General features: G+C 59.1%; 13 protein-coding genes. 3 read left to right on the top strand and 10 right to left on the bottom strand.

Features of this window, described 5'->3' with window-relative positions; translation table 11 throughout:
* Positions 1 to 409: 409 nt before the first annotated feature.
* The 4 genes from EMB92_RS09650 to EMB92_RS09635 all read right to left on the bottom strand — a co-directional run bounded on the left by EMB92_RS09650 (position 410) and on the right by EMB92_RS09635 (position 3,420).
* The gene (locus tag EMB92_RS09650; RefSeq protein ID WP_150394712.1) at positions 410 to 1,471 is read right to left on the bottom strand and encodes a sensor histidine kinase; all 1,062 of its coding nucleotides are present in this window, start codon (positions 1,469 to 1,471) and stop codon (positions 410 to 412) included.
* A 111-nt stretch (positions 1,472 to 1,582) separates the two neighbouring features.
* Positions 1,583 to 2,224, bottom strand: a complete 642-nt coding sequence (locus tag EMB92_RS09645; protein ID WP_190973645.1) for a response regulator — start codon at positions 2,222 to 2,224, stop codon at positions 1,583 to 1,585.
* 126 nt (positions 2,225 to 2,350) lie between these two features.
* Entirely contained in the window at positions 2,351 to 3,091 is a 741-nt protein-coding gene (locus EMB92_RS09640; RefSeq protein WP_150394710.1) for a hypothetical protein, read from the bottom strand.
* Between the two features lie 5 nt (positions 3,092 to 3,096).
* The gene (locus tag EMB92_RS09635; protein WP_146143607.1) at positions 3,097 to 3,420 is read right to left on the bottom strand and encodes a hypothetical protein; all 324 of its coding nucleotides are present in this window, start codon (positions 3,418 to 3,420) and stop codon (positions 3,097 to 3,099) included.
* Positions 3,421 to 4,256: 836 nt separating this feature from the next.
* Here EMB92_RS09635 and EMB92_RS09630 point away from each other — a divergent pair.
* Positions 4,257 to 5,006 (top strand): hypothetical protein, encoded by a 750-nt coding sequence (locus tag EMB92_RS09630; RefSeq protein ID WP_150394709.1) that lies wholly within the window; start codon positions 4,257 to 4,259, stop codon positions 5,004 to 5,006.
* 140 nt (positions 5,007 to 5,146) lie between these two features.
* On the opposite strand, the gene EMB92_RS09625 is transcribed toward EMB92_RS09630, so the two are convergent.
* The 4 genes from EMB92_RS09625 to EMB92_RS09610 form a co-directional block, all read right to left on the bottom strand.
* A complete protein-coding gene (locus EMB92_RS09625) occupies positions 5,147 to 6,514 on the bottom strand; it encodes an MFS transporter (protein WP_140445808.1) in 1,368 nt (455 codons plus the stop codon).
* Between the two features lie 60 nt (positions 6,515 to 6,574).
* The gene (gtfA, locus tag EMB92_RS09620) at positions 6,575 to 8,095 is read right to left on the bottom strand and encodes a sucrose phosphorylase (protein ID WP_150394708.1); all 1,521 of its coding nucleotides are present in this window, start codon (positions 8,093 to 8,095) and stop codon (positions 6,575 to 6,577) included.
* 152 nt (positions 8,096 to 8,247) lie between these two features.
* Positions 8,248 to 9,357 (bottom strand): LacI family DNA-binding transcriptional regulator, encoded by a 1,110-nt coding sequence (locus tag EMB92_RS09615; RefSeq protein WP_140445807.1) that lies wholly within the window; start codon positions 9,355 to 9,357, stop codon positions 8,248 to 8,250.
* An 11-nt stretch (positions 9,358 to 9,368) separates the two neighbouring features.
* Positions 9,369 to 10,994, bottom strand: a complete 1,626-nt coding sequence (locus tag EMB92_RS09610; protein ID WP_150394707.1) for an MFS transporter — start codon at positions 10,992 to 10,994, stop codon at positions 9,369 to 9,371.
* Between the two features lie 355 nt (positions 10,995 to 11,349).
* On the opposite strand from EMB92_RS09610, the gene EMB92_RS09605 reads away from it, so the two are divergent.
* The gene (locus tag EMB92_RS09605; RefSeq protein ID WP_150394706.1) at positions 11,350 to 12,723 is read left to right on the top strand and encodes an ABC transporter permease; all 1,374 of its coding nucleotides are present in this window, start codon (positions 11,350 to 11,352) and stop codon (positions 12,721 to 12,723) included.
* Positions 12,720 to 13,982, top strand: a complete 1,263-nt coding sequence (locus EMB92_RS09600) for an ATP-binding cassette domain-containing protein (protein WP_150394705.1) — start codon at positions 12,720 to 12,722, stop codon at positions 13,980 to 13,982. The genes EMB92_RS09605 and EMB92_RS09600 overlap by 4 nt, the downstream gene beginning before the upstream one ends.
* Positions 13,983 to 14,009: 27 nt before the next feature.
* Here EMB92_RS09600 and EMB92_RS09595 read toward each other — a convergent pair whose 3' ends face one another.
* Positions 14,010 to 14,831 (bottom strand): HD domain-containing protein, encoded by an 822-nt coding sequence (locus EMB92_RS09595; protein ID WP_150394704.1) that lies wholly within the window; start codon positions 14,829 to 14,831, stop codon positions 14,010 to 14,012.
* A gap of 14 nt (positions 14,832 to 14,845) precedes the next feature.
* Positions 14,846 to 15,715 (bottom strand): class II glutamine amidotransferase, encoded by an 870-nt coding sequence (locus EMB92_RS09590; RefSeq protein WP_107044320.1) that lies wholly within the window; start codon positions 15,713 to 15,715, stop codon positions 14,846 to 14,848.
* Positions 15,716 to 15,740 lie beyond the last annotated feature (25 nt).

The raw sequence follows: 15,740 nt of genomic DNA, 5'->3' as shown, positions 1-15,740 counted from the left end.
CAACCCCCAACGGCAACCAACATCACAAACGCACAAACGGCCGCGAAAAACCGCGGCCATCCGGCACATATCTTAAACGAAGACATGATTAACCCTTATTAGATAACGAAGCAAGTAATAAAAGCAGAAGCAGATGCAATAATCCTTTTATGAACTTTCAGGAAAATCACCGCCCTCCGCGAGGAGTAAGCTGACTATCCTCAACTGAATCATATAGCTAAGGCTACGTCGCCTTAGCTTATCAGCTATGTTTATAGTAGCACAGCAAATTGAAAGAGGCAAATGTAACTACTCATTTTGTGTAGACTGTGCCTTGACGAACATTAGCAGACGCTTCAGTCTAGCCCAGACCTCATTCTTGGCTTCAGTGGCTATGCAACCCTATTAAAAAATCCAACAAGAAAGCATACTATATTCTTAACGGGATCGAAGCAATTGCCTTCCATTCGTCATTATATATGCCATATACACAGCTTCCACCAATACTTGATATATTAGCCTTTTGAAGCGATAAGCCATAGCCCGAAGAAAAAAAGCCATCCTGGGAGTGTTTTATAGCATCATGACCCTTGTCAATTTTGTTTGAACATTCAATATTCATATTACCGCTAAGAACAGAAACTCTGATATGATAAACACAACCCGGCAAAGAATGTTTTAGAATATTTGCATAACATTCACGAACAAATGAAACAACAACATATCCAATATATGAATTAAAGAAGCAAGTCCCCTCACAATCCCACGAGCCTTTATATCCAAGTCGTTTAAGCCTCGCGTCCTCATCTGCAATAAGCAATTTCAAATCATTCATATTCTTTATATCAGGAAAATCAACATCTCCATCAAGACAATCAAGAGCATATTTCATTCCCATCAATGCTTCACCCACATAACCGTTAACCTTTACTAGTTCAATACGCTCAACTTCGCTCGGAGTTTTCCTTATCAAACGTTGCAGCTCACGCGTAGCAAGCGACAAGGATCCACTCATACCATCATGTATAGTGACGGCAATTCGTCGCCTTCTAACATCCTCGGCTTTCTTTAAATTCAGCATTTTTTCTTCCTCTTGTCTTTTATTAGCAATATTTTTCCAACTTATTGACTTGCCCAATAAATAGGAGACAACAAAAAAGGAAGATAAGCTCGCCAAAGTCATGTAACTATACTGACCAATATTAAAATTAAGTGTAACAAAAAATTGACAAACAATAAGCGACAATAAAAGAAAGAAAGAAATAAAAGCCTTAAATTCATACGCAGCAATACCTAACAAAATTAAGATTCCCCAAATCTGTGAAGGGCCGCTATCCGAACTTTGACTTATAGAAAAGAAAATAGATGCGACAATTACTATAAAACAGCCAAACTTAGCATTCAATAATACACAAAAAATAGCAACAAGATGAACAACAGCAAATACGAGAGAACTAATGTTTCTAGGTGGATTATAATACCATTCAGCCACAGACCAAGATTCTGCCAAACCAACCAAAACAAAATATACTATAAATTATGACCTACGAGTTAGAATATTATATATAAAATTGAGGAATCTAAATAAGCACTGTCGCAATTTTTAATCCTCACCGTTAATCCACATCCAAAGCGCTTGAAAACGGTTCTTTGCACCTAACTTATTTTTGGCATTCTGCATATGCTTGCGTACCGTTGACACCGCTATATTCATCTTATGAGCAACTTCTTCATCCAACATTCCTTCGGAAGCATAATCCATCACTTCCATTTCCTTAAACGTCAAACTCTTTGCATTTCTCTGTCGCTCCTCCACAAGACGTTCGTGAGCATGACGAACCGTATCAAAACCTGCGCCGAGAACACCTGCGCAATTTATTGTATTAACACAATTAACCAAGTCAGCTTCACTATTCTTGCTACAAATGCCTTGAGCCCCACTGTTAGCGGCCTTAATAGCATATCGTTCCACAGGAAAAGCAGTCATAGCAAGGATCGGCATCACATCAATCTTCTCTCGAATTCGACGACAAAGCACTGGACCCTGCATTCCATTCAGCGACATATCAACAAGTAACATATCTGGGCGACTCTTGGACTCAAGGCATAGAGGCTCAGCATCTTCACCAGAAGTCACCATCCACTTAACACTCAGTTCATCGATCAGATCTGTTAATATTTCTCGTAACGAATGCAACGAACGCTCATCATTATCAACAATCCCTACGCTAAATGATTTTGCCATCTTCAATAAACCATCGCTTAGAATATAATATGACAGTAAACTATTATAACTCACTAAATGACTCTTAAAATTAGTACCTCCTCATTTCGACAGACTTATATGAAACAAACTAAAGCAGAGTTAACATCACCACAATTGAGCATATGGATCACTCTGGAGACCCATATGCCAATCATTAGCGGCAAAGCAGGCTCTGACCTTCGGATCCTGAATGTCGAACTGCGAATACTTTCCTGCCCCAATCTCACTCTTGAAAGTACTGATGCTGAAATCCATCGACACCGCACCGCTTCGCTTGAGGCAATCCGCAACACCTTCTGTCTGATCGGCGTATAGCGATGGATTACCTACCTGAGCGGTATACAAAGTATCGATGGCCATTATCTTCTTGCCATAGCATTCATGATAATCCTCGGCATATTTTTCCTCCTGCTTCTGAGTACCTACCATATGCGACGGCATTTCATACACCCCGTTGGGCCATTTGATCAGCTCAAACGGCTTGTAGCCACGAGATACCATGCAGGACTTGTAATCCGACCACGCCTTCTCGTAGTCGGATGCCGACAGTCCACCGTTCTTTTTCGCCCGCTCCAATACGGGCTTCTCGTCCTTGCTGGCCCACGTCAGCAACTGATCGATATAATCGTTCATATTGCCTGCAAGCTTCTGACCGGGGGCGGCAGACGTCACGCCGTCATTCCCACCGTTTGACCTACTGGACGATGCGCCATCCGCTTGCGGCTCACTCTTGCTGGCATTACTTGAAGGAGCACCGCAAGCAGATGCCAAACAGATGCAGGCAATGATCCCAACCACCTTCATTATCGGCCTGACATAAAACGCAGTATGCATCATTGCCTCCATCTGCATCAGCCTAGGCGACCAGCCTTAGCATCATCATTATAGTTGTAAGGAGAGCCCCATTTCTCGGCAATTGCCCTCCCACCAGGACCTGCTTCGACATAGCTAGCAAGCCCATCCTGAATTGCACGCGCATACACACGCACAGTATGCCGACTAGTGGAAATCGCCAAGGAATAATCCTGGCTATCGCTAACATTAATTTCTGTGTAGCATCTGAAATCACAAGGGAGTTCTTTTGCGTTAGCAGTCATGGCACCAACACCCATAACTCCCAAGCATACCACAGAAGAGACCCCTCCAGCTATGATCCTTTTAAAGATACCATCCATTCACTCCTTAAATACTCAATTATCAGAAACTATATGATTCCCGTGATTCTGATCGGCGAATCACCATTGACATCCACCACTTCCGATCACTTCCAATGATAGACCTTCCTCCAGCGACCACAATCCCCCATCTACTCACTTTGTGCAGAACTCTTTACATGCGGGAAAATTCCGCCCTTCATCTGCTTGCATGACACGACTCAACGGCGCCGGTAAGTCAAGCATCTCAAGGCAGGCATGATGCCCGCAGGCGAGCTTGCGCGGCTCAATCACGATCAGGAAGGCCGGAGACGAGCTCGACGTGCTGACCGGCAACGTCGAAGCCGACATCGTCGCCCCCCCCCACAGTGGGGCCAAGCCTGGGGCGGGTTCTGCCGCACCCAGACAGTGGATGACATCGCCACCGGATGAGCCGAGAACGCGTCTTGCATGAACAACGCATTCGCGAACTGCTCAAGGGCGCGGCACCGGTCGAGTCCCATCTGCCGTTCTGCACCCGCTCCTACGACTCAGACAACGGCAGCAAGTCCGTCAACCGGGACCTGATCTCATGGTCGCACGAGCGAGACAGGATCTACGGCAATCCAGGCTTCATCTCAGACGACAGACGCGAGGAAATCCAACGGATCCTCTGCAGAACGAACACAAAGCCACAAGTGCGCACACAGAAGATCAATCTACACATAGTAAGTAGGCCGAGCAACCAACAGTGTTTTCGTTGAGCTACAATACAAGTGCAATCAATACAACGAAGTATAAGGGGTTAATAATTTGACAGGCGAGGCTTTTTTAACAGCAAAAAGCCTCGCCATCATCATATCTTGAAATAAGGTTTTATGAAGAAAATATTTCTTGAAACACTCAACGGAGTATTACTATTTACTCTGTTGATTATGGGATTGACTGGATGCTCGGCGTCGCAGACCGTTTCCGCGGATTCTGACGGCAGTACAACCAGCGATTTCACGAACGACGATTCCAAATCCAGTGACGGCACGCCACAGCAAGGAGCGAGAATCGCTTCGTCATTCGCCGATTACATCGATTACTGGCTAAAGAACCCCAATCTTGATCCACCACTCTCACAGCAGCAGAGAACTGTTTTGGAAACGGCAAAGCAATCCGGCGAGCTATCGATCTCCGCGTACGAACAATCATGGTCACAATACAAGTCATGCATGCTCGATAAAGGATATAAGGAAATTCTCCTCAACAGATATTCAAACGGCATGCTCGTGGAAGCCCGCCACATCGGAGGCACCGCGAAGCAGGAGGAGAAATATGGCAGAGATCGGAACTCGTGCTTCAACACATACGTCATGTACATTCAAGACGTATTCGGCACGCAAAAAGGAAATCCGAATTATTACTCCAGCACTGCCGAAGGATTTGTCGACTGCCTTAAACGCAATAATCTTGTGAACCAGCAATACACAGCAGAGCAATACAGACAGGAAGCCCAAGCTGGAAAAGGCTACTCATACGACACCACCAACGCCGAGGCGAGATCATGTGAAGTCGCCAATTATATCTTCCGCTCCACGGAAGACGATCCCACCGAACAACTGTGGCAGTCACCCGAATAGGCGTCGACACGAATACGGACCATACAAGACGCAAGCGCAGATTCGACAACGAAAACGGGTTCCTTCGGTTCATGCACGAACAGACATGAACCGAAGGAACCCGTTCAAAGAAAGGATGTGCGGCGGCGGCCTACCAAGACCTACTTCACGTGCTTGATGCGCATGATGAGCCAGGAGGCGATGAGCACGATGACGATCGCGACGATGAACACCACCGAGTATGCCTCAGGCGGGGTCTTGGTGACGCCCATCACGGACTTGACGATCACCACGATCACCGAGGTCATCACCGAACCGATGACGGTGGACAGCGTGTTCGCGAGGTTGAGGATGCCGAGGTCCTTGCCCGCCTCGTCCGGGTTCGGCAGGACGGAGACGTTCAGGGCCTGATCGATCGCGTTGTAGGTGCCGTAGCCGAGGCCGGCGATACCGGCGAACAGGTACATGCCCATCTCGGAGCGGAACAGCAGCGGCATCAGCGCGCCGACGGCGAACAGACAGCTGGCGAGCGCAACCGGGACCTTCCTCATGCCGATCCTGTCGGTGAGCGGTCCGGCGGTGACGGCGGCGATCAGGGAGACGACCAGCGTGATGACGGCCATGTTGGCGATGACGGATGCGGCCTTGAGCTTGGCGTCCGGGTCGCCGGCGAAGACGTAGTCCTGGGCGATGAACAGCTGGTAGGTGTTGATCATCCAGTAGCCGCCCATCATCATCGTGCGGCCGGCGAGGGCGTAGTAGAAGTCGGGGGCGTTCTTCGGCGGGCGGAAGCGCAGCAGGACGGACTTCGCGGTGATCTCCTCGCGCGGCTCGTCGACGTTGGACTTCTCACGAGGCCAGACGACGACCACGAAGATGCCGCACAGGCCGAAGATGACCATACCCATCATCCAGCCACCGAACACACCGGCCTCGCCGCTCTTGAGCAGCTGGGCGCCGACGAACGAACCGATGGTCTGGCCGGCGGCGATGCCGGCACCGTAGAAGCCGGAGACGGTGCCGCGGAACTTGTCGGGCACGCGATCGGACATGGTGGCGACGTACGGGGCGAGCATCGCGTTGTAGCCGAGCTGGGCGCAGCACCACAGCACGATGATGAGGATCTGCGAGTGGGTGAACGCGATCGCGCCGATGGACAGGCCGGTGATGAGTCCGCCGACGATGATCCACGGGCTGCGCTTGCCGAAGCGGGAGCGGGTCAGGTCGGAGAACGTGCCGAAGATGACGTTGGCGAGCAGGGCGACGATAGAGCCGGCGGCGTTGACGGTGCCGAGCATCGCCTCCTTGGTGGACGGATCGATGCTTTCGAACACGTACGGCAGGATGAGCGAGCTCAGCGCCACCCACGGGATGGCGCAGGCGACGGCGGAGACGGTGAAGCCGACGCCGAGGCGGATCACCTCGGCCTTGGTCGGGCGGTGGCCGTCGGCGGAGACGGACGGATCGTGGATCGGCGCGTTCGAGGCCAGAGCGGAGGCGTCGGGCGCCGTGGTGGTTGCATCAGCCATGATGTATATCCCCTTTTGATAAATGGCTTGATTTGGCTTGATTCAGATGGTCAGATCCGGTCAGGCAACGACCGGCGGATTGGCGATGAGGTCGTCGGTCTCGTGCAGACCGGCGGAGTCGGTCCATGCGAGGGTCACGACGGACGCGGCGTTGTCGGCGCCGAGGCCCTTGCCGGGCTCGAACGTGAGCGCCGCGGAGGTAGAGCCGTCGGCGGCGGTCCACGCGAAGCGGATCGAGCGGTCGGCGTCGACCTCGTAGGAGAAGTCGCCGTCGAAGGCGGTGAGCTCGTTGCGGAAGCGGGCGAGGGCGTTGAGGGCCTTGACGACCGGACGCTCCAGCTGCTCGTCGACCTCGGCGGTGGAGTAGTAGTGGCGGTTGATGTCACGGCCCACGTTGGTTCGGCGCAGCAGGTCCATGTCGTTCGCGCCGGCCAGCGCGCCCACGTAGTACACCTGCGGCACGCCGGGCACGAAGAACTGCACCGCGCGGGCGGCGATGTAGTGCTGGTCGTTGCAGCCGAGCGCCGAGTAGTACGTGGAGTTGACCTGGTAGAGGTCGAGGTTGCTCGCGGCGGCACCGGTGGCGGCCTGCGACTCGCCGTGGGTGTTGGCGTGGATCGTGTTGACGAGGTTGTCGACGTCCTCGTCGGGCACGAGGCCCTTGAGGCTGCGGTCGAGCTGATCGGAGCCGATGTCGATCACGCCGATGCCGTCGTGCGTGTCAAGCACGGTGCAGGCGTTGTTCGGACGCACCTCGACCCAGTGGGCGAGAGCGTCGGTGCGGCCGGTGAAGATCGAGTGCAGCAGCAGCGGAGGCAGGGCGAAGTCGTACACGCGGTCGACCTTGTGCGCGATCTCGACCTGCTTCCTGTAGTAGGAGTGCACCTCGATGAGGGTCTCGAGGCCGCGGCGCTCGCCCTCCTCCTTGATGCGTTCGATGAGCTTGAAGGTCTTCGGCGTCATGAAGCAGCTAGAGTTGGCCTCCTTGGCGCCGTAGCCGACCGCGTCGAGGCGGATGAACTTGACGTTCGAGGCGGCAAGGCGGTCGAGGATGGAGGTCAGGTACGCCCAGCCCTCGGCGGAGTCGGTGTCGATGTCGACCTGCTGCGGGGTGAACGTGGTCCACACGAGGCGGGTCTTGCCGGCCCAGTTGTAGTGGGTGAACGGCAGGCCCGGGCGCGGGCGGTAGATGCCGACGAGGTCCTCCTCGGTGGCGCCGTCCGGGAAGATGGTGCTCATCGTGAGGAACATCCTGTAGTACGGGCTCTCTTCGCCGCGCTTCATGACGTCCTGAAACTGCTTGGACTCCCAGCTCATGTGGTTGACGATGGTGTCGACCATGATGTCGTGGGTCTTGGAGAGCTCGGTGACGTCGTCCCAGCTGCCGAGGCGCGGATCGACCTTGGTGTGGTCGACCGGGTCGAAGCCGGCGTCGGCGCCGTCGAACGGCGTGAAGAACGGCAGGATGTGCACGCCCTCGTAGACGCCGTCGAAGCGGGTGCGCAGGATCTCGGTGAGGGACTTCAAGTCGCCGTCACCCAGCCGATCCGCATACGTGATGAGTTGGACTTTGTTCTTCATTGAAACTCCTTGTTGGGAAGCCTTCATTGACACCGGACAGCCAACCGCTCGCCGCCCTGTTGATGAACAGTATATCGAACCGGTTCGAGACAGTCAAACTCGAACCGGTTCGACACGCCGATGCACTGATCCGCAGACGGTCAATGCGCCCTTCAGCGGGTGGAATAGCCCTTGCGCAGGGTCACGGGGATGAGCTCGACGGCGGAGCCGGGCAGACGGCCGTCCGTAGGCGGCACCGGCACGTCGGCCGATGACGCACCCGCCGCCGCGGGATCCAGATCGCTCGGCGCCGCAGAGCTCTCCTCCCCCTCGATGAGCGCGGTCATGCGCGCGGCAAGGGCGGAGGCGATCGCATCGAAGTCCTGGCATACGGCTGTCAGACGCACGCCGGCGGCGTCGGCCAGATAGGTGCCGTCGTAGGCGACCACCTGCATGTCGACGCCCGGGCGGATGCCGCGGCGCAGCATCTCCTGCACGCACAGGGACGCGCCGAAATCGGAGCTGACGACCGCATCGACGTCCACGAACCGGTCGAAGAGGTCATGCACCGCGTGGGCATACCCCTCCAGATCGTAGACCTCACCGGCCTCGACGTACTCGTAGCGCACGCCGGCCGCCTTCAGCTCGTGCTCGAGGGTCAGGTAGTAGCGGACCGTCGGGAACGTGGTGTCCGCATCGCCCTCGCTGAGATTCTCCAGGTCGTGGAACTGCGAGCGCGGTCCGCCGACCATCACCACGTGATGCGCGCCGGTGGCGATCAGCTCCCGGGCGACGAGCCGCCCGCCCTGCTCGTGGTCGGAGCCGATCGAGGGGATATCCGGGCCGAGGTAGCGGTCGAACGCGACGACCGGCCGTCCGATCGAGGCCCAGTAGCCGACCGGATGCGCGGTGTGCGCGGCCATGACAAGTCCATCCATCATGTGCCGCTGGAGCATGTCGACGTAGTCGGCCTCGCCCTTGTCCGAATCGGCCGTGGAACACAGCATCGTACGCAGGCCGCGTTCGGAGAACTCGCGCTGCAGGGCGGAGGTCAGGGTCGCGAAGAACGGGTGGCGGATCGTCGGGACGATCACGCCGATGATGTTGGTGCGATTGTGGGCGAGGTTGCGCGCGAGCTCGTTGGGGATGTAGTCGAGCGCCTTCATCGCGGCCTGGACCTTGGCGCGCATGTCGTCCGACACGTATCCGGTGCCGTTGACGACCAGTGACACAGTACTGAGGGATACGCCGGCCTTCTTCGCCACGTCACGCATTCCGACCATCGGTCTTCACCTCACTTCCTAAGGAACAGGGCGGCGATTGCAACGCATGCGATCGCGCCGGGGAACACGGCGGTGAAACTGAACGACCCCGTGATCTGCGATCCGACCGCGATGGCGAGCTCGCCGCCGAGCGCGCCGATGATCAGTCCCAGAGGCCTTGCGAGCGCGTAGGTGCCCAGATCACGGCCGCTGTCATGCGGGTCGGGCAGCGCGTCGACGACCAGCGGCTGGATGAACACGTCGTAGAGGCCTGAGGCGAGTCCGGTGATGAACGAGAAGATCATGAGGCTCTTCTCGCCGCCGATCGCGACGATCGCAAGGCCCACGGCGAGACCGACTGCGTACAGGGCGCACGCGCAGACCACGGCCGCGCGCGAGTCGCGCCACCACGGGCCGAATCCCTCGGCGAACTTGTCGGTGATCGCGCCGGCGGAGTAGGAGGCGAGCAGGGTACCGGCGAGCGAGGCGAGCGCGAGCATCGCGATGAGCAGTCCGGAGGGCAGGGTCAGGGGCGCGGAGGTGAACATCGGCTCGCTGCCGTAGACCGAGAATCGCACGACATACCACAGGAAGACGGCGGTCATCGAGATGGCCGAGGTCATGAACGTGCGCGACCAGAAGAGTTTGCGGAACGGACGGTACCGATCCTCGCGCGGCAGGGGTTTGAGCGAGGCGAACGCCATGCCGTCGAGGGGCACGCGCGGCTGGGACGTGCTGGACGGCTCCTTCGGCCAGACGAGGACGGTCGCGATGCCCGAGATCGCGAACAGCACGGCGGCGCACGTGAACGGCTCGCGGGCCCCGAAGGCGATCGACAGGCCGCCGATCACGCCGCCGGCCGCCTGACCGGCGATCACGCCGATCGCGTTCCAACGTTCGATCACGTCGCGGAACTTGTCCGGCACGCGCTCGGAGAGGGCCGCGGCGAGCGGCACGATCAGCGCCGCGTACGTGAACTGCAGCAGGATCCAGAAGAATATGACGCCGGCGAGGTTGCCGATGGCACCCACGATCAGGGCGATCAGGGCGGACAGGATTCCGCCGCCGATCAGCCATGGCGTACGGCGGCCCAGCGGCACGCGGGTGCGGTCGGAGAACGCCGAGACCAACGGGCTCAGGAAGATCGAGAACAGCGCGCCGATCACGACGAGGAGGGGGAGGTCGCGTACAAGGGTGAACATGGACTGCCCCGGCCCCATGCCCGGGATGGCGAGCCAATCGGCGTCGGTGTCGAACCCGGCGATGCGGGCGATGTGATCCGGGATCGCGACGAGGTTCAACGCTGCCCACGGTGCGGTGATGAGGAAGGATCCGACCGCGAATCCCCACTTGAGGCGACTCACCTCGATCGCGGAGGGGCGGTGGCCGTCGGCGGAGACCATCGGGTCGCGCATGTCGAGGAACGACGACGCGTAGTCGGGCACGGCCGCGTCGACCGTGGACGCGGCGGCGACGGTCGTGGTGCCGTCGGCGGCGAGACGTGCGGCCTGCGCACCCGGCTGATCGGCCGACGCCTCCGGAGCCTGCTGCTTCGGATCGACCGCAAGTCGTTGGACCGACGCCTTGTCCTCGGGGCTCAGGGCCTTGTCGTAATCCGGCCTGTCATCGATGCCCGGACGCACATAGGGGTTCATCATGACGATTCACCGTTCCTTTCTTTCCATCTTTCCATGGGAAAGCTCTTCTCTTCCTGCGTCCATTGTAGAGAGTGCCGTGGCATCGCCGGCAACGCCGCAGGACCGCCGTAGTCCTCCACAGCACTCCACAGGTCTCCACAGCCCTCCGCTTTTAAGGAAGCTTTCAGGAACGGGCAAGACAACGCCCACTATTGCCGACGTACTGTCTTACTGTTGAACTGTTGCATTGCCGAGCCCACCGGTGACCTACCGGCGGATCGTCGACCATGTCGTCGACCGCACGCCGATATGTTGGCTCTGGGATTGGCTGTGAACAGAATCGTCTAGGGAACTTAGAGAACTGGAGAAGTAGCGCATGTTCGTTCTCACTAACGCCTGGCGCGCGGTAACGCGCAGCTGGGTGATCTCAGCGCTGACCGTGGTGGTCGCGCTCCTCGTCTCGTTCGGCACCATCGCCTCGCTCGCGATCCTGCAGGAGCAGTCCGACGCGCACGGCACCGACTACAACGCGCAGACCCCGAACGCCGTGCTCCGCCCCACCGCGAAGACCGCGGCCGCGATGAAGGCCGACGACGCCAAGTCGACCGCATCGAAGTATCTGAAGTTCACCGACTACAACCCGTACGCGATCGCCGCACAGGAGAAGAGCGTGTCGTTTACGTACACCTTCACGGAGACGCTCCCGGTGCGTCAGGGCGACACGTTCAAGGCGATTCCCGGCTCGGCCGACGAATCCGCCGACAAGACGGGCGGCGAGTTCCAGCTGCGCAGCTTCTATGATGCGAAGGCCGCGAAGGCCAACGACTACGGCACGTACAGGATCGTCGAGGGCAAGGGCCTCGTCTTCACCGACACCAAGGCCACCGGCGCGCTGATCTCGAAGTCCGTGGCCGAGAAGAACAGCCTCAAGGTTGGCGACACGTTCAAGGTGGGCGATCCGACCGACACGAAGAAGACGTACGAGTTCAAGGTGCGCGGCATCTACGAGTACACGGGCGACGTCACCTCCACGAATGGCACCACCTCCGATGCCTCCGCCGCGAAGCTCGCCAAGGAGAATCGCGAGAACGTGATCTACACGGCCTACGCCACCGCCTACACGTTCGGCCTCGACCCCGACTCCCCCAAGGCGGACTCCTGGTCCGTGCCGGATCTCAACGTGATCTTCGACTTCACCGACGTCGACACGTACAACCAGTTCGTCAAGCTCGCCACGAAGGCGAAGCTGCCCGACGGATACGAGATCACGTCGCCGTCGCTGGCCGCGTATGAGAAGTCGATCGAGCCGCTCGACGCGCTGGCCGCCAAGGTCCGCCCGGCCACATGGGCGCTGGCGATCGGTGGCATCGTGCTGCTGCTGGTGCTGACCGCCGCCCGCACGTGGTTCGGCCGCACCGACGAGATCGGTATGGCGTTCGTCTCCGGCGTGTCCAAGGGCCGCCTCGGCTGGCAGTTCATGGTCGAGACGTTCATGATCACCGTGGTTCCGATCGCGATCGGACTGCTCGCCGGCGGTTTCGGCGTCAAGTCGATCGGCGCCGCACTGGCCGGCGGTCACGCGACGCCCGTCACCTCCACGATCGTGTGGACGCTCGTGTGGGATTCGCTGGGCGTGACGATCGTGCTGGCGATCATCGCGATGCTGCGCGTGGCGACGTTCAACTACGCGAAGCTGTTCGCGCCGGTCGCCTACGATGACGCGCAGCTCGGTACGGAGGTGAAGGCATGAGCGGCAAGGACGTCAAGGACATCAGGGACAGTGAGGACACCGAGATGAAGGCCGAGGGCGCAGAGGCCAGGAACGTGGAGGACGAGATGACCAGGAACACCGATCAGACCGATCAGACGGATCAGATCAACGAGCAGCCGGACGACAAGCCGACGCCGGACTCCCCCATCAAGGCCGACGGACCGGATGCGGACGAGTCCGCCACCCCCGAGGTGTCCTTCAGCTTCACGTTCGACGACGATGACGAGTCGGCGGACCTCGCCGCACTGGCCGATACTGCAGGATCGAACGAAAACGAGGCCTCGGAGGCTGTGGAAACGTTCGATACTACTGAATCGGACGAAAACCGGGCCTCTGCGGGCTCGGAAACGTCCGATACCGCAGGATCGGACGCCGACGCCGGCACGGTGCCGGGCGAGACCAGCGCCGCCGCAACCGAGGCGAACGCGCGTCGCGTCAACGAGACGATGGCGCTGGCGGGCGACGCGATGGCGAACGGCGGGCACGGCGACCCGAACGAGCTGCGTCATTCCGAGTCGCAGGCCGAATCCGAGGTGGACAAGCAGGTCGCGGATCGCGTGCTGTTGAAGTCGTATCCGAACTTCTCGCTCAACCACGCGACGACCACGAACCGCAAGTCCGGCCGTCATGTGCTCGATGACACGTCGATGGCGTTCTACGCGGGAGAACTGTACGCGGTGCGCGTGCTGCCCGACGCGGATGACGCCGAGCAGCGCGTCACGATGATGGAGGTGCTCGGCGGATTCCAGGCGCCGACCTCCGGCTCCGCGATGGCGAAGAGCGCGAACCTGCTCGAACTCGAGGTCGGCGAGCTGCGCGGCCATCGTCTGGGCATCGTGCCGCAGCGGTTCGCGGTGCGCGGCGATCTCGACGCGGAGTCGAACGTCCTGTACGCGATGAACGCGTCCGGCCGCACGTATCTGAAGCCCAAGCCGATCGCGGCACGCGAGTTCCTCGCGAAGGTCGGATTCGGCGAGGCGACGAGCGGCAGGAAGGTGCGCGATCTGGCGCTGGTCGAGCAGCGTCGCGTGGCGATCGCCCGTGCGATCAGCTGCGAGTCGGACACGCTGATCCTCGACGAGCCGACCAAGGGCCTGAGCGTGAACGATGCCAAGGCGATCCTCGACCTCATCGTCTCGATCGCCCACGCCCGTGATCCGAAGCGCGCCGTCATCATCGTGACCTCCTCGGACGAGGTCGCCGATCGAGCCGACAAGGTCTACAAGCTCGCCGACTGAGCCGTCCCGTGGTCGATGGATGACCCGTCAGATGACGATCATGTGGTATTCGGCGGCCATCGGGCACACGTCGAACACCCCGTACTGATCGAGGAGCTCCAGCCAGCGGCGGCGGTTCTCCTCGCCGAATTTCGCGGCGCGGCGCGTGTACGCCTCGGCCGTGACGAACTTCGGCGGCAGGGACTTGCTGTTGTACTTGTCGGCCACCATCACGGTCTCCTGCTCCAGGTTGACCGGCACGTAGTCGGCCGGCGGCAACGGCAGTCCCTGACGCTCGACGTCCTCGCGCGTCAGGCCGACGCCGGTGTGATTGCGCGCGAACTGGGCGATCGACTCGTCGACGCCGTTCTCCAGCAGGTACTCATAGCCGAGCAGGCCGTGCTTGATGTACTGCTTGCCGTTGAACTTGAGCGGCTCGTCGTCGTTGCCGTCGTGCTTGAACACCTGATAGGTGCCGATGTCGTGCAGCAGGCCGCCGATCGTGACGAGTCGCTCGTCGATCAGACGCGGGGGCACGCGGCCACCGGTCACGTTGTCGGACGGGGCGACGGCGAAGTCGAGCTGCGGGACGTCGGTCCGGGCATCGGAGGCGTCACCGGAGGCGTCGGCCGGCGTGCCAAGCGTCAGCAGGGACGCACCCGCCGAATCGGGATCGCGATCAAGTTCGGGGGAACCGGCCGGCAGCGTGCAACGGCGCATGAACAGCGCATTCTGACGGTGGGCAAGGGCGCGGGCGATGCGCGAAACGATCACGCAATGCGTGTGCACGAGGTCGTAGGCGGCCTCGGAAGGGGCGATCTTATGGTGCAGCTCGTCGATCTGCTCAAGTGTGGGGATCATGAGCCCCATTGTAGAGCGAACCGCTAGATCGAGCGGATGGACCACTCGCCGGTGCGGTTGGAGGCGACGATCATCTGATCGTTGCCGAGCTCGGCCCAGCCGTCGGCCTCGGTCTGCTCGAAGCCGGAGGAGGCGACGACGATGCCCGCCGGGGCGCCGTCCTCGTCGGTCAGCGCACGGTAGCGCATCACACGGTAGTCAAGCGCCTTCGCGCCCTGACCGTACTCGTCGTAGATCTCGACGATACGCGACGACGTGCGCTCGCGGCCGGCCGCGTTCAGGGCGATGAACTGGTCCTGCGACTGGATCATGCAGTTGTAGCTGGAGCGCGGGTACGCCTGACGCAGCTCGCGCACGGCCTGCGCGAGGGCCTCGTCGAGCTCGTAGCCGAAGCCGAGGTACTCGAGGATCACGGCGAAGAAGATCGCCGAATCGGAGCGGCCGCCGGTGGACAGGAACACGCTGTTGCTCACCGGGTACTGGTCGTTGGTGACGATGTTGCGGCCGTGGGAGTCGGAGATGTCGCCGTTGTGGATGAAGCTCAGGCCGTTGGTGAAGAACGGCTGCTGGTTCTCGAGGATCAGCGGCAGATTGGAGGAGGCGAGACGCAGATGCCACAGGGCGCCGCGCGCCGGCTCGGAGGCGAGTTCGGGGAACACCGGATCGAGTCGGGCGGCGACGGTGGTCTTGTAGAGCTTGGTGCCGGTCTCCGGGGCCGGTGCGCCGCCATCCTGGGTGCCGGGGGTCTCCACCGGCTCGTACAGCATCGAGCATCCCCAGCCATCGTTGTGGATCTCGCTCATCTCGCGGTATTCCACGACGTCTTCTGTGCCAAGGATAGCGTTGAGGCTGAGGTTGAACCCGGCTGTCGCGTATCCCAATAATCTGCACATGGTTGGCTACCTTAATGCGGATATG

This window comes from Bifidobacterium callitrichos (assembly GCF_008698085.1).
Taxonomy (GTDB): domain Bacteria; phylum Actinomycetota; class Actinomycetes; order Actinomycetales; family Bifidobacteriaceae; genus Bifidobacterium; species Bifidobacterium callitrichos.
This window is presented reverse-complemented; position numbering and strand designations above follow the sequence as displayed.